This is a genomic window from Kitasatospora sp. NPDC058243 (genome assembly GCF_042882025.1).
In the GTDB taxonomy this organism is placed as follows: Bacteria; Actinomycetota; Actinomycetes; order Streptomycetales; family Streptomycetaceae; genus Kitasatospora.
Genome location: NZ_JBHVWW010000078.1, coordinates 1 through 18,765 on the forward strand (window position 1 = coordinate 1; position 18,765 = coordinate 18,765).

The window sequence follows — 18,765 nt, forward strand, 5'->3', positions numbered from 1 at the left end:
ACCACACATTGTTGTTCGATGGTGAACCCACACACAAGGGACCCCTGCCCCTGGGGCCCCCCCCCCCTGGCCCCGCAGCGTTCCGGTGTCCGGGCGCCCGTGCGCCCCGGATCCTCGGCGTCAGCGCGACGGGCGGAGCGTGACCACGGCGGTGACCCCGCCGGCCCGGACCAGCACCTCGCGCGGACCGGCCCCCTCCAGCAGCGCGGCGTCGTAGCGGTCGAGCACCGTGTCACCGTCGACGGCGGCCGAACCGGCGAGGCAGACCAGCAGGACGGTCGCCCCCGGCGGGACGTCCGCGACGGCCGGTGCGGACAGCACGTCCACGGCGGCGGCGACCCGGTCGCGACGGGTCATCACGTTGAAGTCGACCACCGGGCCGGCCGACAGCCGGCAGTCCGTCACAGCGTCACCGGGGAAGGCGAAGGGGCGGAAGGGCGCGTCGACCAGCTGCTCGGCGCCGTCGACGGTGAGCGTCATGCCGGGGCCCTCGACCAGGGTGATCACCCGGTCGACGCCGGGGAACGGCGAGAACGGCCCGGCCGACGCGACGTCCGCGAGGCTGACCCGCCAGTCGAAGGCGTCCAGCCCGGCCCCGACGGGGAAACCGGCGACCTCCCTGGTCACCCCGCCCCCGTTGAGCCACGCCGTGGCCGGGCGCTCGGCCGCCCGCAGTACCTGGATCCGTCCGCTGCTCGTCATGGCCCGCATCCTGCCACCACGTCCGCGCGCGGCCGCGTCGGGCGTCGCCCGGGGCCGTCGGCGGTGGGGTCGGTCGGACCGGCCGTGCCGACGACCCGGGTGCTCCCGTCAGCGCCGACAGACGGTCAGCGCCGACGGACGGCCAGCGGTAGGAGCGCCGCCGCCGTGGCCGCCACCGCGACGGTGGTCAGGGCCATCGGCAGCCCCGCCGCGTCGGCGAGGAAGCCGATCACCACCGGACCGATCAGCATGCCGCCGTACCCGAGCGTCGAGGCGAACGCGACGCCCTGCGGGCCGCCCGCCGCACCGGCCCGGGCGATCGCGAGGGGGAAGAGGTTGGCGAGGCCGAGGCCGACCAGGACGAACCCGCAGACGGCCAGCGGCACCACCGGGGCGAGGGCGGCGACCAGCATGCCGGCCGCCGCGGTCAGGCCGCCGAGCAGCATCAGCCGGGTCTGGCCGAGCCGGATGGACAGCCAGGTGCCGCCGACCCGTCCGCTGGTCATGGCGAAGGCGTACGCGGCGTACCCGGCGGCGGCCGTCCCGGGGCTGGCGTGGACGTCGTCGGTGAGGTGGAGGGTGGTCCAGTCGGCGATCGCGCCCTCGCCGTACGCGGTGCACAGCGCGGTGAGGCCGAGCAGCAGGACGAGCAGCCGCAGGTGCGGGGCGGCGCGGCCGGCCGTGGCGCGGGTGCCGTGGCCGTTCGCGTCGTCGCCCGTGGCGTCGCCGTCGCCCGTGCGGCCGGGCGCGACCAGCGGCGCGGCCGGGCTGCGCAGCAGGACGACGCCTGCGGCGGCGGTGACGGCGAGGCCGAGCAGACCGCCGAGCGCGAGCGCCCAGGCGGTGCTCAGCGCACCGGCGAGGAGCCCGCCGAGGCCCGCGCCGAGCAGACCGCCGAGGCTGTACCCGGCGTGGAAGCTCGGCATGACGGGCCGTCGCAGCTGCGCCACCAGGTCGACGGCGGCGCTGTTCATCGCGACGTTGGCGCCGCCGTACCCGGCGCCGAAGAGCAGCAGCACGCCGCCGAGCGCGGTGACCGAGTGGGCGTGTGCGGGCAGCGGGACGGCGAGGCTGAGCAGGGCGAGCGAGCCGACGGTCACCGGGCGCGAGCCGTACCGCAGGCACAGCCGCCCGACGAGCGGCATGGTGAGGACGGCGCCGATCGACAGACAGAGCAGGGCCAGCCCGAGGGCGCTGTGCGAGGCGTTGACCTGGCTGCGGATGTCCGGGATGCGGACCACCCAGGCGGCGAAGAGGAAGCCGTCGACGGCGAAGAACGCGGTGAGTGCGAGCCGTGCCGAGCCCCAGGGGCTGTCCGTGCCGGGGGGTGTGCTGAGAGACTGGGGGGAGGTCTGGTCGGGTCGAGGACGCGGGCGGATTTTGTTTCGAAGCGGCACAAAGTCACAATAGGGGCGTGCAGCTCTCACCTTCAAGTCCGCGACCAGGTTCCGGAACCGACCTCGAAGCGCAGCGCGACGCCCACCGCCGCGCGGCCCCCGATCGCGGTCGGACGCTGCTCGGCCCCGCGCTCTCGCTCATCCACACCGGACAGACGCCCACCCGCTCGGCGCTCACCCGCGCGCTGGACGTCACCCGGGCCACCGCCGGGGCCGTCACGGCCGAACTGGAGGCGCTCGGGCTGATCACCGTCGACTCGCGCCCGGCCGGCGGCGGACGCGGACGCCCCTCGCACCGGCTCGCGATCGACCCGCAGGGCCCGGTCGTGGTCGCCGGGCAGATCCACGCCGACGGACTGAGCGTCACCCTGGCCGGCCTCGGCGGCCTGCTCGACCCGCCCGTCCACCTGCCGCTGCCCGCCGCCACCGACCCCGTCCGGATGCTGCGCGCCGTCGCCGAGGCGGGCGCCGAACTCGCCCGCGCGACCAGCCGGCGCTGCCTCGGCGCCGCGCTCGCCCTGCCCAACCCGGTCACCGAACCCGACGGCGCCGCGCTCGCCGCACTGCACTTCGCCTGGCCCAGCGGCACCCCGGTCGCCGACCTGTACGACGTCGAGGTGGGCCGCGCCGACCACGGCCCCGGCGCCCGTCGGCCACTGCCCACCGCCCTCGCCAACGACGCCAACCTCGCCGCGCTCGCCGAGTACCGGCACGGTGCCGGGCGCGGTGCCCGTCACCTGCTCCTCGTCACCTCCGGCCACCGCGGCGTCGGCGGTGCGCTGGTGATCGACGGCCACCTGCACACCGGCAGCGCCGGGCTGGCCCTGGAGGTCGGCCACCTCACCGTCGACCCGCAGGGCCGGCTCTGCCCGTGCGGCAACCGGGGCTGCCTGAACTCCGAGACCGACCCCGACGCACTGTTCGCCGCCGCCGGGCTCACCCCCGAACCGGGGCGTCCGCTGCTCGACCAGGCGCGCGAACTGTGCCGGGCGGCCGCCACCGACGAGCGCGCGCGGGCCGCCGTGGAACACGTCATCGACCGGCTCGGGCTCGGACTCGCGGGCGTCGCCAACATCCTCAACCCGGACCGGGTGGTCCTCAGCGGGCTCCACCTCGACCTGCTGGAGGCCGCGCCCGAGCGGCTGCGCGCGGTGGTCGCCGAGCGCAGCCTGTGGGGGCGCAGCGGACGGGTGCCGATCGTCGGCGCGGAGCTGGCGCACGGTGCGCTCGCGGGTGCGGCGGAGCTGGGCTGGGGGCCGTACCTGGCGGACCCGCAGTCGGTGACGGCGGGCTGAACCCGGGGCCGGGCGTCGGGCTGGGGGCGACAGGTCGGACCAGGGGCGATAAGCGGAAGCTGGGACTGTGAAAACGGTCACTTATCGTGACTCTCATACACTCGTAGTGAGCAGTGGGGGGTCGTAACGAGGGAGAGTGGCCATGAGCACCCAACCCGGCGGGACCCAGTCCGGCGGAGCGAGCGGCATCGAGTCGACCGCGAGCGTCGAGCCGACCGTCGAGCCGACCGTCGACGTCGCGCCGACCACCGGCATCGAACCGACCGTCGACGTCGACCGGACCGACCCGCAGTACCGCGCCTGGCTCAAGGAGGCGGTGCGCAAGGTCCAGGCCGACGCCAACCGCTCCGCCGACACCCACCTGCTGCGCTTCCCGCTGCCGGGCGAGTGGGGGATCGACCTCTACCTCAAGGACGAGTCCACCCACCCGACCGGCTCGCTCAAGCACCGCCTGGCCCGCTCGCTCTTCCTCCACGGGCTCTGCAACGGCTGGATCCGCCCCGGCAAGCCGGTGATCGAGGCCTCCAGCGGTTCCACCGCCGTCTCGGAGGCGTACTTCGCGCAGCTCGTCGGGGTGCCGTTCATCGCGGTCATGGCCAAGAGCACCAGCCAGGCCAAGATCGACCTGATCGAGTTCCACGGCGGCGAGTGCCACCTGGTCGACCGCTCGGACGAGGTGTACGAGGCCTCCGCCCGGCTCGCCGAGAGCACCGGCGGGCACTACATGGACCAGTTCACCTACGCCGAGCGGGCCACCGACTGGCGCGGCAACAACAACATCGCCGAGTCGGTCTTCGCCCAGCTGCGCCTGGAGCCGCACCCCGAGCCGGCCTGGATCGTCGCCACCGCCGGGACGGGCGGCACCTCGGCGACCATCGCCCGGTACGTGCACTACATGCAGTACGACACCCGGATCTGCGTCGCCGATCCGGAGAACTCCTGTTTCTTCGACGGCTGGGTGCACCACGACCCGGACGCCGTCTGCGAGCGGGGCTCGCGGATCGAGGGCATCGGACGGCCCCGGATGGAGCCGAGCTTCGTCCCGGGGGCGATCGACCGGATGATGAAGGTGCCGGACGCCGCCTCCATCGCCGCCGTGCGGGTGCTGGAGCAGGTGCTCGGGAAGAAGGCGGGGGCGTCCACCGGGACGGGGCTGTGGAGCGCGCTGAAGATCGTCGCCGAGATGCGGGCGGCGGGGCGGCGGGGCAGCGTGGTCGGTCTGATCTGCGACCCGGGCGACCGCTACCTGGACAAGTACTACTCGGACGACTGGCTGGCCGGCGAGCGGATCGACATCGCGCCGTACCGGGCCGTGCTGGAGTCCTTCCTCGCCGGCGGTGCCTGGACGGGCTGACGCCGAGGTCGCCGGCCGCCCGCTCGCCCGCCTGCCCACCTGCTCGCGTTGGCGGCGGCGAACAAATGACCGCGAACAAATGACAGCGAACAGATAACAGATAACAGCTTTCAGATAACAGATTTCAGACTCTGTTATCTGTTCGCCGCCCTCCCCGCCCGACGCCACAGCGCCGAGCCCCCCGGCGTCAGGGCAGCGGCGCGCCCGGCAGGTCGGCCGGGACGAGGAGTTGGAGCTCCTCCGTCGAGGGGTCCGCGAGGTGGGCGACCCGCATCGCGTGCCGCTCGACCATGGTCTCGAAGACCTGCCGCGCAGTGCGTCCGTTGCCGAAGTTGGGGCCGCGCTCCAGCCGGGCGAAGTGGTCCAGCAGCACGCCCTCGGTCGCCTCGGCGAGCGCGTACTCGTGCTCGGCGCACTGGGCCCGGGCGATCTCCAGCAGCTCGTCCGCCGTGTAGTCGGGAAAGGTGACGGTGCGTGAGAAGCGGGACGAGACACCGGGGTTGGCGGAGAGGAAGCGCTCCATCTCCAGGGTGTAGCCGGCCACGATGACGACCACTTCGTCCCGGTGGTCCTCCATCAGCTTGACCAGGGTGTCGATGGCCTCCCGCCCGAAGTCGCGCGCGCCGTCCTCGGGGGCGAGCGCGTACGCCTCGTCGATGAAGAGCACCCCGCCGCGCGCGCGGTCGAAGGCGGCGGCGGTGCGGATCGCGGTGGAGCCGATGTGCTCACCGACCAGGTCGACCCGGGCCACCTCGACCAGGTGTCCGCGCTGGAGCACCCCGAGTGAGGCGAGGATCTCGCCGTAGAGCCGGGCGACGGTGGTCTTGCCGGTGCCGGGGGCGCCGGTGAAGACCAGGTGCCGGCGCAGCGAGGGCGCCTTGAGCCCGGCCTGGCGGCGGCGCTTGCCGACCGAGATCAGGTCGATGAGTGTGCGCACCTCCTGCTTGACGGTGGCCAGCCCGACCAGCGCGTCCAGTTCGGCGAGCGCCTCGTCGGCGGGCCGGCAGTCCGGGATCGGGGCGATCGCCGAGGTGGCGGCCGACGCGGCGGCGGTGCCGGCCACCCCGGCCTTCCCGGCCCTCCCGGCCAACGGGGTGCTGGTGGAGGCCAGTTGGGCGGCCCGCGGGCCCGGCACCTCGGCCGCACCGGCGGCCGGTGCGACGTCGTCCGAGGTGCAGCCCTCGGCGACCGGCCCGGGCTCGGAGAACTCGAAGCCGGCCCGCTCGTTCTGCTCGGCCCGGCAGCGGGTCAGTTGGGTGCGGCAGCCGTCGATGATGTGGAAGCCGAAGCCCTTGCCGTGCGAGACCCGGCAGTCCTCGAAGGTGCCCCGCCCCTGCGCCGAGACGTACACGCCGGCGTCGGTGCTGGCCCGGACGGTGCAGTCGCGCAGCACCGGGTCGGCGCCCTTGGTGACGATCACCCCGGTGGCCACGTCGGAGATCTCGCAGCCGGTGAGCAGGCCGCCGCTGCCGTGGTCGCGGAACCACAGGCCGGTGCCGGCCTCCTGGACCCGGCAGCCGGTGAGGGTCACCGCCGCGCCGCCGCTGACCGAGACCGCCGAGCTGCGGATCCGGCTGAAGGAGCAGTCCGCGGCGGTGGCGGCGGAGTCCCGGTCGAGGACGAACAGTGCGTCCGGCAGGTCGTACAGCGAGCAGTCGGTGAGGGTGAGCCGGGCGCCGTCGCTGACCCACAGCGCCGGGTACTCGCCGGTGGAGCCGTGGATCTGGCAGGACTCGGCGACGGCCTCGGTGCCCTGGTCCCAGACCGAGAGCGCCCCGCGCCCGAAGTCCCGGACGGTGCTGTGGTTGAGGCTGAGCCGGGAGCGGCCGCGCAGGTCGGCGCCGTTCTCCGGCAGGTCGTGCACCCGGCAGCCGGTGAGGACGAGTTCGGCCTCGCCGTCCAGGGTCAGGCCGTTGCCGGTGACCCGGTGGATCTCGCAGTCGACGAGCCGCCCGCGGGCCTGTGATTCGGCCTGGACGCCGCTGCCGCGGATCTCGTAGATCTCGCAGCCGGTCAGTTCGGCGGCGCTGCCCGGGTCGGAGAGCAGGACGCCGGCGCCGACGGCGTGGTGGACCCGGCAGCGGTCGAGGGCGGCGGTGGCGCCGCCGAGGACGGCGAGTCCGGCCTGCCCGGCGGCGGCGACCTCGCAGTCCTCCAGGGCGGCGGCGGTGCCGGGGCCGCGCAGGCGCAGCCCGAGTCCGGCCGGGTTGGCGACGACGCAGCCGCGCAGGGTGGGCCGGGCACCGTCGGTGATCTCGATGCCGGTGGCGGAGCGGGTCTCGATCCGGCAGCCGCTGAGCGAGGGTGCGGTCTGCGGCCCGGTGATCAGGACGGCCGGGGTGGAGCTGTCGCCGCCTTCGACGACGAGGTCGCGGACGATGGCGTCGGCGGTGACGGTCAGCGCCACTCCGGACGGCGGGTCGATCCGGACGGTGCCCGGGCCCTGGGCCGGGACGATCGTCACGGGCTTGTCCAGCAGTACGTTCTCCCGGAACGTCCCCGGCCGGACGGTCACGGTGTCGCCCGGTTCGGCGGCCGCGAGGGCCTCCGCGAGGGTGTCGTACTCGCCTGCGCGGCGGCGCCAGCGGGATGCGCTGTCCTGGGTGACCCGGACCCTGTGCTCTGCCATGACGGTCTGTCGTCCCCACCTTCGTCGAGCCGGCGTTCAACGGGCCGTACGCGCGGGCCGCCCGCCCACCGTAGCGCGCCTCCATGGGTGGTCCGGTCGGCCGCGGTCGCGCGGGCACCGGGGGCTCGCGCCTTCGCCACAGGTTCCGACCACATGTTCAACGAGCGCGCACACCTGTGGTTCCGAGACGGGGACGCGCCGCGGGGGCGGCGGCGGGGGGAGCCGGTGAACCGGAGCGCCGCCGGTTCACCCCCGCGCGTCGGCGGGCCACTGCGCCCCGTCCTCCAGGACCTCGACCCGGTCGCCGACGCGCAGCGTGCCGAGCACGTCGCCGGTGGTGCCGGCCGGCCGCTCCGGGATCAGGTTCTGCCCGAACGCGGCCTTCTTCAGCAGCCGGTGGTGCCGGGCCAGGGTGCGCAGTGGTTCGGGGCCGCGCCGCTCGCCGCTCTCCTGGTCGGTGGTGGTGATGACGCAGCGGCCGCAGGGCTTGACGACCTTGAAGGTGAGGTCGCCGATCCGGATCCGGCGCCAGCCGTCCTCGGCCCATGGCTCGGCGCCGCCCACCACGGCGTTGGGGCGGAAGCGCTCCATCGGCAGCGGCTCGTGGCCGTCGGGGTGCTCGGCGGCGATCAGTTCGTTGAGCCGTTCCAGCGAGGCGGTGGTGGTGAGCAGCAGGGGGAAGCCGTCGGCCATCGAGACGGTGGTGCCGGGCTCGGCGTAGTCGGGGTCGGCCGGCCGGGCGTGCGGGTCGTCGAGGTGGACCAGGCGGTAGTCGCCGAGGTGTTCGGCGATCCACCGGTGCGCTTCCTTGGCGGCCTCGGCGGCGCGGAAGCGGGTGCCCCAGACCTCGACCTCGGCGAGCGGGTCGCCGGCTGCGACGGCGGGCGCGGGGACCTCGATCCGGGAGCCGTCGGGGGCGGTGAGGGAGAGCGCGCCGTCGGGGAGCAGGTCGGGCCTGATCTGGCCGAGGGCGGCGTTCTCGCGCTGGCTGACGAAGCGTCCGGTGGTGTCGGCGAGCATCCAGCGGCGGTCTCCGGCCAGGCCCCAGGGTTCGACGGCGGCGGTGTCGGGGCTCAGGCGGTACATGGACTTGACGGGGTAGACGTGGAGTCCGGTGAGCTGCATTCCCCCATCCTGCCAGCCGGTTCCCGGCGGTCCGCAGGGCCCCCGTACGCGCACGGACCGCCCGGGACGCCGTGGGGGGCGTTCCGGGCGGTCCGTGGATGACCCGTTTCTCCGTACGCCCGGCGCGGGGAGCGCGCCGGGTGGTGCTCAGGTGGTGCGGGTACGGGCCGGGTGGGGTCCGGCCCTGGAGGTCAGTGGCTCAGTAGCCCTGGCCCTGCTGCTGGTAGCCGCCCTGCTGGCCCCCCGCGTTGTAGGCGTTGTGGCCGGGCTCGCCGTACGGGCCCGGGCGCTGCGGCTGCATCGGGCGGACCGGCGCCATGGCCGGGCGTAGCTGGGCGCCGCCGAAGCCCTGGTCGCCGCCCTGGCCCTGGAAGCCGGGGCCGGCCTGGCCGGGGCCGCCGAAGGACTGCTGGCCGCCGAGGCTCTGCGGACCGCCCTGCGGCTGGCCGCCCGGCTGCCCGGGGCCGAACGCGCCCGGACCGCCGATCGGCTGGGCGCCGAAGGACTGCTGGCCGCCCTGGCCGCCGATGAAGGTGTTCTGGCCGCCGAAGCTCTGGCCGCCGGTCGGCTGGTAGCCGCCGCCGGCGGTCTGCGCGAAGGCCGGTGCGGCGGGCTGCGGCCGCTGGTACTGCTGGGGGGCGCCGTAGCCGGGGACGGGCGGCTGGGGCGCGGAGGCGTACGCCGGCGCGGGCTGCGCGGGGATGTACGCCGTGGCGGGACCGGTGGAGGGGCCGCTGCTCGGGCCGGGGCCCAGGGCGAGGCGGGCGGGCGGCAGCGCGGGGAGGTTGCTGCCGGCGCTCTCGTACCCGTTGCCGTACCGGTTCTCGTAGGACGGGCCGGCGCTGGCCCCGTAACCGGACGACATGGCCGGCGGAAGGGCCGCCGGCACGTTGATGGGTGCGATCTGGGGGACGCCGCGCTCAGCCACGAGGCTGTCGTAGATCGGCGTGCCGGAGGAGAAGGACGGAGAGGGGTAGCCGACTCCGTCGTAGGAGCGGGGCGAGGTCATGGGGCATACGGTAAGCCCACAACGCGCCTGCTGAGGAGAGCGGGAGGGGGAGCAGTTCGACTGTTTACACAGTCTTCGCTCGCACAAAGGTTTCGAAAGTAGGAAGAACGGACATACCGGCGTTCAGTTCCGGACAACCTTGGCGTGCCGTCAGTGATCGAACAGTACCCGGACGGCGGCGCGGCGAACCCTTGCGGTGACCGGGCGGTGGACGGTTCGGGGCCCGCCGGAGAAACTTTTGCGGACAGGGCGTGCGCCGGCGCATTCGAGCCCCCGCCGACGGTCCGACGAGGGCTCGTGAATGTTTCGGGAATAAAGTCCCCGTCAGCGGCCTCGGGCCAGTGGTCAGCTCGCCTGCAACGCCTGCGCCTGCGCCGGGAGGCCCGGCCGGCCCGCGACCTCCGAGGTGCAGAAGGAACAGCGGGTCGCCGCGGCCGGAATCGGGCTCAGGCACTCCGGGCAGTCGACCTTCACGACCGGCGCCGGCTTGGCCGACTCGAAGCGCGCCTGCAGCCTGCCGACCGGAAGCACCACGGCGAAGTAGATCACCGCGGCGACCAGCACGAACCCGATCAGCGCGTTGACGAAGACCCCGTACGGGAACCGGGTGCCGGCCACCTCGAAGGTCTTCTGGGTGAAGTCGCCGACGGCGCCGGTGGCGACCCCGATGAGCGGGGTGAGGAAGGCGGTGACGAACCCGGTGACCACGGCGGTGAAGGCCGCGCCGATCACGATGCCGACTGCGAGGTCCACCACGTTGCCGCGCAGCAGGAAGCTGCGGAATCCCTTGAACACCGGGTGACTCCAAATCCGTACGGGGAAGGGGGAGATGAGGCAGCGCGACGGGCGCCCCGGCCGGACATCCTGCCGACCGGGCCGGGCCGAGGTCCAACCGCGTTCACCCGATCCGCGTAACCGGCCGCAGGACACGCCGGCCGGGTCCGGGCGCAGCCCGGGCGCTCCGCGTACGGGTCGATCCGGCCGCCGCCGGGTCGCAGGGGTCAGAGCGGCCGCACCCGCAGCGCGCGCTCGTAGAACTCGACCATGTGCGCGGACACCTGGGACAGCGTGAACGAGGCCAGGAACCGTGCCCGCGCGGCCTTCGCCCGCACCCGCGCCGCCGCCCGGTCGTCCAGCGTGTCGACGACCGCCGCCGCCAGTTCGGCCGGCCGCTCCGGCGCCACCAGCCGGGCGTAGTCCTCCGAGCCGACCGTCTCGCGCAACGCCGGCACGTCCGCGCAGACCAGCGGCACCCCGACGCCCATCGCCTCGATCGCCGTGCCGCCCTGGCCCGCCCAGCGGGACGGCACGGCGAGCACGTCGGCAGCGGCCATCAGGTCGGCCACGTCCTCGCGCGGCCCGAGCAGGCGGACGCTCCCGGCGGACTCGGCGAGCGCCCGCAGCCGTGCGCTCTCCGGGCCCGCCGCGCCGGCGAGCAGCAGGACGGCCCCGGGCTGCGCGCGCCGGATCGCCGGCCAGGCCGTCAACAGCACGTCCAGGCCCTTCCGGTGGTGCTGGCCGGCGGCGGCCAGCACCACCGGCACGTCCTGCGCCAGCTCCAGCGCACCACGCACGGCGGCCCGCCGCTCCGGGGTGGCCGTGCCCAGCAGCTCCGGGTCGAGCCCGCGCGGCACCACGTCGATCCGGCGCCGGGGGACGCGCAGCCGCCGTGCCATCGTGCCGGCCACGTGCCGGGTGAGCGCGTGGAAGCGGCGGGCGCCCTGGGCGGTGGCCGCGTCCAGGGCCTGCGCGGTGCGCATCCGCCAGGGGCTCGCCCCGTGTGCCGCCGACTGCTCCGGTCCGTACGCCGGGTCGAGGAGGCTGGAAACCACCGGGGTGCGGGCGGCCAGGGCGGCGGTGCGGCCGAGCACGTCCGAGGCGTGGCGGGCGGTGTGGACGAGATCGGGCCGGCGTTCGCGGATCAGCCGGCGCAGCGCGGCGGCGGTGGCGGCCCCGGTCGGTCGGCCGACGCCGAACACGGCGGCGCCCGCCGCGGTCAGCTCCGGCTGCCAGCCGCCGGGGGAGTCGTAGAGGTAGGCGACGTCCAACGTGACGCCGGCGCGCACCAGTTGGGGAGCCATCGAGACCAGGGCGCGCTCCGCCCCGCCGGTCCGGTTCACGCTGTCGACCACCAGAAGCACCTGCACCGGCCACCCCCGCCCGCTGCGGGCGCGTCCGTTCTCCCGTGCCGGACGCCCCCTGACTGGTGATCAGCATCGCAGGTGGCCGTCGGGCCCGCCAGCCGTACGGCGGCCGGGGTCGGGCGCCGGGGTGCGGCGAGGCGAGGCAGAGCGAGGCAGGGCGAGAGGGGGCGGAACAGGGCGCACGACGGGAGCAACCGGCGCACGGCCGCAGTCGACCAGCGCACATCAGGTGTATTCACGCGGGCGCACGGGCCACCACCAGGTTGCGCGAAGGGGCTGTACGGCGCGGGGCGCTGTGCCAAGGTCGGTCCATGCCCGACCATACGTCGGCCGACCCGGCCGGAACCCGTCCCCGCGTCCTGCACCTGATCAGTGATCCACGCCGCGGCGGCGCCCAGAACTTCGCCCGTGACCTCCACCGGGAACTGCGCCGCCGGGGCCAGGCCTCCGCCCTGTGCGCCCTCGCCCCGCACCCGTCCCCCGGGCCCCCCGGTCCCGCCCTCCCCGGGCCCCGCGCCGCGGACCGCACCGGAGTTCGCGCCGGGGCCGGTCCGGGCGCCAGCCCCGACGGGCCCGACCGGCAGCCCGACCCGGACCCCGGCGCCTGCGCCGACGAGGAGGACTTACGCGCCGCCGTCCTCGGCTCCGGCCGCCTGCGCCCCGGCACCCTGCGGGCGCTGCGCGCGGCCGCCCGCGGCGCCGACGTGGTGCTCGCCCACGGCTCCGACACCCTGGCGGCCTGCGCCCTCGCCCTGGCCGGCACCCGCACCCCCTTCGTCTACGTCTCCGTCGGCCACCCCCGCTACTGGACGGCGAACCGGCTGCGCCGGGTGCGCGGCGGCGCGCTGATGCACCGCGCGGCCGCCGTCACCACGCTCACCGACGAGGCCCGCGCCGTCCTGGAGGGGCAGTTCCGGCTGCCCGACGGCAAGGTGCACGTGATCTCCAACTCCCGGGCCGCCGAGAGCTATCCGCCCGCCGACGGCCGGGCCGACCGGCGCGCCGCCCGGCACGCGCTCGGCCTGCCCGCCGACGTCCTGCTGGTCGCCTGGATCGGCGCGATCGCCCCGGAGAAGCGGCTCGACCTCGCCCTCGACGTCCTCGACCGGCTGCCGGACGTCCGGCTGGCCATCGCCGGGGACGGCCCGCTGCGCGAGACGCTGGCCCGCCACCCGGCCGCCGCCCGCGCCCACTTCCTCGGCGCCCTGCCCGATCCGGCGCCGCTCTACCGGGCCGCCGACGCGCTGCTGCTCACCAGCGACAGCGAGGGCGTGCCCGGCGCGCTGATCGAGGCGGCACTGGCCGGCGTGCCCGCCGTCGCCACCGACGTCGGGTGGGTGCGCGAGGTGGTCCGGGACGGCGCGACCGGCGCGCTCGTCGCCCCCGGGGACCCGCTCGCCCTCGCTGAGGCGCTGGCCAAGGTGCTGGCGTGCAACCGTGCGGGCCTCGGCGCGGCCGCCCGGGCGCACGCGTTGGAGCACTTCGAGCTCGGCGCCGTGGTGGATGCCTGGCAGGGGCTGGTCGCCGAGGTGTGGGCGGGGGGTGGCCCGGGGGCGCGCACCGGTCCGTGACAGACCCGCGGCGGCGGGCCCCTGCCAGGCGTCGGGTCGCGCGCCGGGCCGGGTGTCGAGTCGCGCGCCGGGCCGGGCGTCGGGCTGGGCCGATCGGGCGAATCCGGGCCAGCGTGCCCGGCCGAACTCGACGGTAACGAACCGCCGCCAGCACACTGCCCGGTGTGAACTCGAAGTCGCTGCTGCGGTCCACCGTCCTGCTCGCCATCGCCGCCGGGATCGCCGTATCCCCCCTCCAGGCCGGCGCGGTGAGTCACCAACCCCCCTCCGAGGGTGCCCAGTTCGTCAAGCTGGACCATCCGCAGCCGGTGCGCGAGAGCGTCCGCACGGAGGCGGCCGAGTTCTTCTGGTACGACTGCGTCCACTCCCAGCAGCTCGAACAGCCCTTGCAGGCCTGGGCCGAGAAGCACCGCGCGGACGTCGCCCTGCGGCGCGTCCCGGCGATCTGGCCGGGCGGCCCGGACGAGGGCGCCCAGCGCGGCCACGCGCGCCTGTACTACACGCTGGAGCGCCTGGGCCTGGTCGAGCGCCTGCAGAGCAGCGTCTTCCGCTCGGTGCGCACCGACCAGACCGACCTCACCACCGAGGCCACCGCCACCGACTGGGCGGTACGCCACGGCGTGGACGCCCAGCTCTTCCGCCGGACGTACCGCTCCGACGAGGTGGCGCGGTCGGTCGACGAGGCCGCCGTCGAGTTCGTCCGCTACGGCGTCAACGAGCTGCCGACGGTGGTCGTCCAGGGCGAGTACCGGACTTCGCCGAGCAAGGCCGGTGGCGTCGAGGCGATGCCCGAGGTGCTGGACTACCTGGTCCAGCAGGAGCAGCTGCGCGGGAACTGAGCCCGCCGCGGGCCGGGGTCGGACAGCCCTCCGGCGGCCCGCCCCGCCCGGCGGTTCAGTCCCGGCGCAGCAGGTACGTCACGAAGCCGAACGTCCCCCGGTAGCCGTGCAGCCACTCCCGCCGGTGCCGGTCCGCGGCCTCCCGGGCGGCCGCCGCGTCGGGGTCGTCCGGGTGCTCCAGCGCCCACTCGGCCAGCGCACCCGTCCACGCGAACTCGTAGTCGTCCCACTCCTGCGGGCTGCTCACGTACCCGGACACCGGTGTCCAGCCGTCCGCCAGCACCCGGTCCGTGGTGGTCGCCAGGTCCGCGTAGTCGTCCCGGGCCGCGCCCAGCCCGTCCAGGGCCGCCCGGGACGGCTCGCGCTCCCAGAAGCCCTCGCCGACCAGCACCCGCCCGCCCGGGGCCAGGTGCTCGCGGGCCGCCGCCAGCGTCGGCAGCAGCCCGCCGAAGGCGTGGGTGGCGCCCACGCACAGCACCAGGTCGAAGGGCTCGACCGAGTCGAACTCCCGCGCGTCCACGTGGTGCAGGCCGATCCGGCGCGCCACGCCGAGCACGGTCGCCGCCTCCTTGGCCCGGGTCAGCGCCGCCGCGTCCAGATCCACCCCCACCGCCCGCCAGCGCGGACGCGCCGCCAGCGCCCGGACCAGCCACGCCCCCTCGCCGCAGCCGAGGTCCAGCGCGCGGCCGTCCGCCGTCCCGGCGGTCGCGCGTTCCAGCAGCAGGGCCACCGACTCGTCCGTCAGCGGCGCCGCGATCGGGTGGTGGGCATGGGCGAGACGGGAGATCCTCTGGCGGTCCATTCGAGCAGTATGGAGCCAACCGGCCTGCCGTGCCCGCGAATTCGGGGCCCGGAACGCTCAGGCCCGCGAGTACGTCCGGCCCTTCCACGCCGCGCCCCGGCCCCGCCAGTGCTGCACCGCCGAGTCCACCGTCATCAGCAGGTACAGGCCCGCCGTGAAGGGCAGCAGCAGCACGGCCGGCGCCGGCTGCCGGTAGTACCGCACCATCGGCAGGTAGGTGCCCGCCATCAGCGCCCAGGCCGCCCCGCCCGCCACCGCCACCGCCGGCGCCCCCGCGACCAGCCCGGCCGCCGCCGCCACCGGCGGCACCAGGTACACCAGCCCCAGCCCCAGCACCGTCCCGAGCAGCAGCAGCGGCGAATGCCGCAACTGGGCGTACGCGCTGCGCGACACCATCCGCCACAACTGCTCCAGCCGGGGGTACGGTCGGACGCTGTCCACCGCCCCGGCCAGCCCCAGCCAGGTCCGCCCGCCCGAGGACTTCACCGCCCGCGCCAGCGACACGTCGTCGATCACCGCACCCCGGATCGCGGCCACCCCGCCGGCCCGCTCCAGCGCCTCCCGCCGCACCAGCGAACAGCCGCCCGCCGCGGCCGCCGTCCGCCCACCGGGCCGGTTGCTCCAGCGGAACGGGTACAGCTGCGCGAAGAAGTAGACGAAGGCCGGCACGATCAGCCGCTCCCAGCCGGTCTCCACCCGCAGCCGGGCCATCTGCGACACCAGGTCCAGTCCGTTGCTCTCCGCTGCGGCCACCAGCTCCGCCAGCGAGTCCGGCCCGTGCGCGATGTCCGCGTCCGTCAGCAGCAGGTACTCGACGTCCGGACCGGCCAGCTCCACCCCGTGCCGCAGCGCCCACAACTTGCCCGTCCACCCCGGGGGCAGCGGGGGAGGAGTCGTGACGGTCAGCTCCAGCCCGTCCATCGTCCGCAGCTCCGCCGCCACCGCGCCCGTGCCGTCCGAACTGTGGTCGTCCACCAGGATCACCCGCGCCCGCCCCGGGTACTTCTGCGCCAGCAGCGTCGGCAGGCTCACCGGCAGCACCTGCGCCTCGTCCCGGGCCGGCACCACCACCGCCGCCTGCGGCCAGCGCACCGGCGGACGGCGCGGCGGCAACCGCACGTCGGTGCGCCAGAACAGCCCGTGGCAGCACGCCAACCAGAGCCAGACCAGCAGGGAGAACGCGGCGATCCACAACAGGACGGTCACTCCCGCAGTTTGCCGCAGAACCGGCCGGATCGGGCGGATCGACTAAAGTCTTGCCCCGTGAAGATCGCACTGATGGACTCCGGAATCGGCCTGCTGGCCGCCGCCGCCGCCCTTCGGAAGCTGCGCCCGGACGTCGATCTGGTGCTCTCCTCCGACCCGGCTTCGATGCCCTGGGGGCCGCGCACCTCCGAAGAGGTCACCGACCTCGCCCGCGGCTGCTCGCTCGCCGCCGCGGCGCTCGAACCGGACGCGCTGGTCATCGCCTGCAACACCGCCTCCGTGCACGCGCTCGCCACCCTCCGGGCCGAACTCGAACCCGGACTGCCCGTCGTCGGCACCGTCCCGGCGATCAAGCCCGCCGCCGCCCTCGGCGGCTCCGTGGCCATCTGGGCCACCCCGGCCACCACCGGCAGCGCCTACCAGCGCGGCCTGATCCGCGACTTCGGCGGCACCGCGGACGTGACCGAGGTGGCCTGCCCCGGCCTCGCCGACGCCATCGAACACGGCGACGACGCCGCCATCACCGCCGCCATCGCCGACGCCGCCGCCCGCACCCCCGCCGGCACCGCCGCGATCGTCCTCGGTTGCACGCACTACGAACTGGTCGACGACCGCATCCGCGCCGCCGTCGCCCCCACCGCCTCCCCGGCGCTCACCCTGCACGGCTCCGCCGACGCCGTCGCCGCCCAGGCCCTGCGCCGGGTCACCGACCCCACGCGCACCGGCGCCGGCACCATCACCGTGCTCCACGCCGGCGCCCCTGCCGCCCTCCCCCCGGCCGCACTCCTCTATCCCCAGGGGCGCACCCTCGCCGCCCTGATGCGCAGCACGCTGCCGGCGTGACACCCACCGCCCTCGCGGAGCACTTCGCCCCCCGGCGAGCCGCTGACGGGCCCCCGCCGAGCCGCCGCCGGGCCAATTTTCGCCCGCCGGCGGTCCACCCTTCAGCCCGCGCGGAAGGCCACCGCAGCTGATCCCCATCCGGGGCAGCCGAGAGCAGGCTCTCTGTCATGAGTTGAGGGGTAAATCTTTGCCCTCCAACCTCCGGGGGTCGGTCGAGGAGTCCCGTGGTGGCCGGCCGTCCCGGTCTTCCGCGGAGGCTGCCTGTCCGGGGCGGCTGATGCAGGAATTCGGCCTGCCCGACGGTCTGTGCCCGTAGGGCAAGGCCTTGCCCCACGGGCGGGTGGTTTGCCGCTGAGGCGGGGCCAAATTTCGCCCCCCAGAGGTCCGGTACCTCTCCCCGACAGGGCTCATTTTTGCCCCTGAGCGCTCCTGAGCGCTCCTGAGTCCCTCTGCGTCCCCTCGCGCGCCCACGGCCGGTCAGGCGACGGCTTGGCGGCGCCAGCGGCGGTAGGCGGGTTCGAGGCCGGAGAGGATGGTGTCGAAGCGGCGGGTGCTGGTGGTGGAGTCGACCTGGAGGCGGCTGATCTGGAGCGGGTGGGAGGGGATGCGGGGGCCGAGCCGGTGGTCGGAGAGGAAGCCGAGGCGGTAGCCGAGCTCCTGGAGGACGGTTTCGGCACGCGGGTCGTGCCCGCCGTCCGGGTAGGCGAAGGCGATCGGGGGTTCGCCGAGCCAGCGGGTGAGGGCTTCGTGGGCGCCGGTGATCTCGGCGCGGACGGTGGCGTCGTCGCAGCGGCCGAGGCAGGGGTGCCCCTGGGTGTGGTTGCCGATGGCGACGCCGCCGTCGCGCAGGGCGAGCAGGTCGGCGGGGGTGAGCTGCTCCTGGCGAGGCGGGCGGCGGTCGGCGCTGACCCGTAGCTCGTGCAGGCTGCGCCGCCGGTCGGGGTCGGGCATGGCCTTGAGCCGGGGGAGCAGCTGGGAGGGGTGCCCGCAGTCGAGCGAGCGGGCACGGCCGCCGTGCCGGGCGAGGAAGTCGGCCTCGTGCCACCAGAAGGGGCGTTCGGTACCGATGAGTTCGGAGATGACGAAGGCGGTGGCGGGGATGCCGCGGGCGTCGAGGGCGGGCAGGGCGTGGGTGAGGACGCTGCGGTCGGCGTCGTCGAAGGTGACCAGGACGCTGCGGGGCGGCAGCGGCCGCTGTTCGGTGACGGCTTGGAGGACGGCGGTGAGCGAGACCGGGGTGGCGAGTCTTCGGAGCCGGTCGAGCTGGGCGCCGAAGGACCGGTGGTCGGTGACGCCGTGGTAGGCGAGGACGGCGAGGCGTTGTGCGGCGCGGGCGCGGAACAGGGGTTGGACGGGGGCGAACCGCAGCCATTCGCCCCGCGCGTCCGGCCTGCCCCGGTCGGCGGTCGGGTGGCGGCGGGTGGCCGTCGGCAGCGGGCGCACGAACGGGACGGGCCTGGTGGGGGCCATGGAGATCGACGTGGTGGACTGGGACTGCGGCACGGTTCCCCCTCGGTCGCCGAGCGGCGTGGCGGTACCGCCGGAGGACGGAGCCCGGCCTCCGACTCCAGGCGGCGGCGGCTCCGCCTCCTGGGTATTCCGGTCCGCGGTGGGGGGCTCGCACCCTTCCCGCGAACGGCTCCTGGATCGCTCAATGCCATTGAGACCGCTGCACCGAGCGGATGGTTGTACCGGGGGGACGAGGATTTTTCGTGGACTGATGTGAACTGATGTGAACTGAATGTGGAGCCGGAATGCACGACCGGGGCCGGTCCGCGACCTGCTCGGGCGAGGTCGGCGGGCCGGTCGCACCGGGTGGTCGAACGTTCACTCCCTGCGGGCTGCCTCC

The 18,765-nt window shown here is 75.2% G+C and carries 15 protein-coding genes; 5 read left to right on the forward strand and 10 right to left on the reverse strand.

Going from position 1 to position 18,765, the window contains the following annotated elements; genetic code table 11:
- Positions 1-120: 120 nt before the first annotated feature.
- Complete coding sequence (locus ACFVX9_RS34450) at positions 121-702, reverse strand: HutD family protein (protein WP_380379318.1); 582 nt, start codon at positions 700-702, stop codon at positions 121-123.
- A gap of 125 nt (positions 703-827) precedes the next feature.
- The gene (locus ACFVX9_RS34455; protein ID WP_387985647.1) at positions 828-2,099 is read right to left on the reverse strand and encodes an MFS transporter; all 1,272 of its coding nucleotides are present in this window, start codon (positions 2,097-2,099) and stop codon (positions 828-830) included.
- A gap of 17 nt (positions 2,100-2,116) precedes the next feature.
- Here ACFVX9_RS34455 and ACFVX9_RS34460 point away from each other — a divergent pair, with 17 nt between their 5' ends.
- Both ACFVX9_RS34460 and ACFVX9_RS34465 read left to right on the forward strand, forming a co-directional pair.
- Positions 2,117-3,394 (forward strand): ROK family protein, encoded by a 1,278-nt coding sequence (locus ACFVX9_RS34460; protein WP_380379314.1) that lies wholly within the window; start codon positions 2,117-2,119, stop codon positions 3,392-3,394.
- Positions 3,395-3,536: 142 nt separating this feature from the next.
- Complete coding sequence (locus ACFVX9_RS34465) at positions 3,537-4,748, forward strand: PLP-dependent cysteine synthase family protein (RefSeq protein ID WP_380379312.1); 1,212 nt, start codon at positions 3,537-3,539, stop codon at positions 4,746-4,748.
- A gap of 187 nt (positions 4,749-4,935) precedes the next feature.
- On the opposite strand, the gene ACFVX9_RS34470 is transcribed toward ACFVX9_RS34465, so the two are convergent.
- The 5 genes from ACFVX9_RS34470 to ACFVX9_RS34490 all read right to left on the reverse strand — a co-directional run bounded on the left by ACFVX9_RS34470 (position 4,936) and on the right by ACFVX9_RS34490 (position 11,643).
- A complete protein-coding gene (locus ACFVX9_RS34470) occupies positions 4,936-7,377 on the reverse strand; it encodes a right-handed parallel beta-helix repeat-containing protein (RefSeq protein WP_380379310.1) in 2,442 nt (813 codons plus the stop codon).
- Between the two features lie 246 nt (positions 7,378-7,623).
- Complete coding sequence (locus ACFVX9_RS34475) at positions 7,624-8,502, reverse strand: MOSC domain-containing protein (protein ID WP_380379308.1); 879 nt, start codon at positions 8,500-8,502, stop codon at positions 7,624-7,626.
- A gap of 199 nt (positions 8,503-8,701) precedes the next feature.
- Entirely contained in the window at positions 8,702-9,511 is an 810-nt protein-coding gene (locus ACFVX9_RS34480; protein WP_387985653.1) for a DUF6643 family protein, read from the reverse strand.
- A 345-nt stretch (positions 9,512-9,856) separates the two neighbouring features.
- A complete protein-coding gene (gene mscL, locus ACFVX9_RS34485; RefSeq protein ID WP_063350160.1) occupies positions 9,857-10,306 on the reverse strand; it encodes a large conductance mechanosensitive channel protein MscL in 450 nt (149 codons plus the stop codon).
- A 206-nt stretch (positions 10,307-10,512) separates the two neighbouring features.
- Positions 10,513-11,643: a glycosyltransferase family 4 protein gene (locus ACFVX9_RS34490; protein WP_380484539.1), complete on the reverse strand. Its 1,131-nt coding sequence runs from the start codon at positions 11,641-11,643 to the stop codon at positions 10,513-10,515.
- Positions 11,644-11,966: 323 nt separating this feature from the next.
- Here ACFVX9_RS34490 and ACFVX9_RS34495 point away from each other — a divergent pair, with 323 nt between their 5' ends.
- Both ACFVX9_RS34495 and ACFVX9_RS34500 read left to right on the forward strand, forming a co-directional pair.
- On the forward strand, positions 11,967-13,226 hold the full coding sequence (locus ACFVX9_RS34495; RefSeq protein ID WP_380484541.1) for a glycosyltransferase family 4 protein: 1,260 nt from the start codon (positions 11,967-11,969) through the stop codon (positions 13,224-13,226).
- A gap of 164 nt (positions 13,227-13,390) precedes the next feature.
- Positions 13,391-14,065 (forward strand): thiol:disulfide interchange protein DsbA/DsbL, encoded by a 675-nt coding sequence (locus ACFVX9_RS34500; protein ID WP_063350163.1) that lies wholly within the window; start codon positions 13,391-13,393, stop codon positions 14,063-14,065.
- A gap of 55 nt (positions 14,066-14,120) precedes the next feature.
- Here ACFVX9_RS34500 and ACFVX9_RS34505 read toward each other — a convergent pair whose 3' ends face one another.
- Positions 14,121-14,867, reverse strand: a complete 747-nt coding sequence (locus tag ACFVX9_RS34505; protein WP_387985659.1) for an SAM-dependent methyltransferase — start codon at positions 14,865-14,867, stop codon at positions 14,121-14,123.
- A gap of 57 nt (positions 14,868-14,924) precedes the next feature.
- Entirely contained in the window at positions 14,925-16,073 is a 1,149-nt protein-coding gene (locus ACFVX9_RS34510) for a glycosyltransferase (RefSeq protein ID WP_380427347.1), read from the reverse strand.
- A gap of 57 nt (positions 16,074-16,130) precedes the next feature.
- On the opposite strand from ACFVX9_RS34510, the gene ACFVX9_RS34515 reads away from it, so the two are divergent.
- Entirely contained in the window at positions 16,131-16,916 is a 786-nt protein-coding gene (locus ACFVX9_RS34515; protein WP_380427349.1) for a glutamate racemase, read from the forward strand.
- A 477-nt stretch (positions 16,917-17,393) separates the two neighbouring features.
- Here the strand turns inward: ACFVX9_RS34515 and ACFVX9_RS34520 are convergent, their stop codons facing one another.
- Positions 17,394-18,419 carry a polysaccharide deacetylase family protein gene (locus tag ACFVX9_RS34520; protein WP_244293515.1) on the reverse strand — a complete coding sequence of 342 codons (1,026 nt, stop codon included), beginning with the start codon at positions 18,417-18,419 and terminating at the stop codon, positions 17,394-17,396.
- Positions 18,420-18,765: the final 346 nt, after the last annotated feature.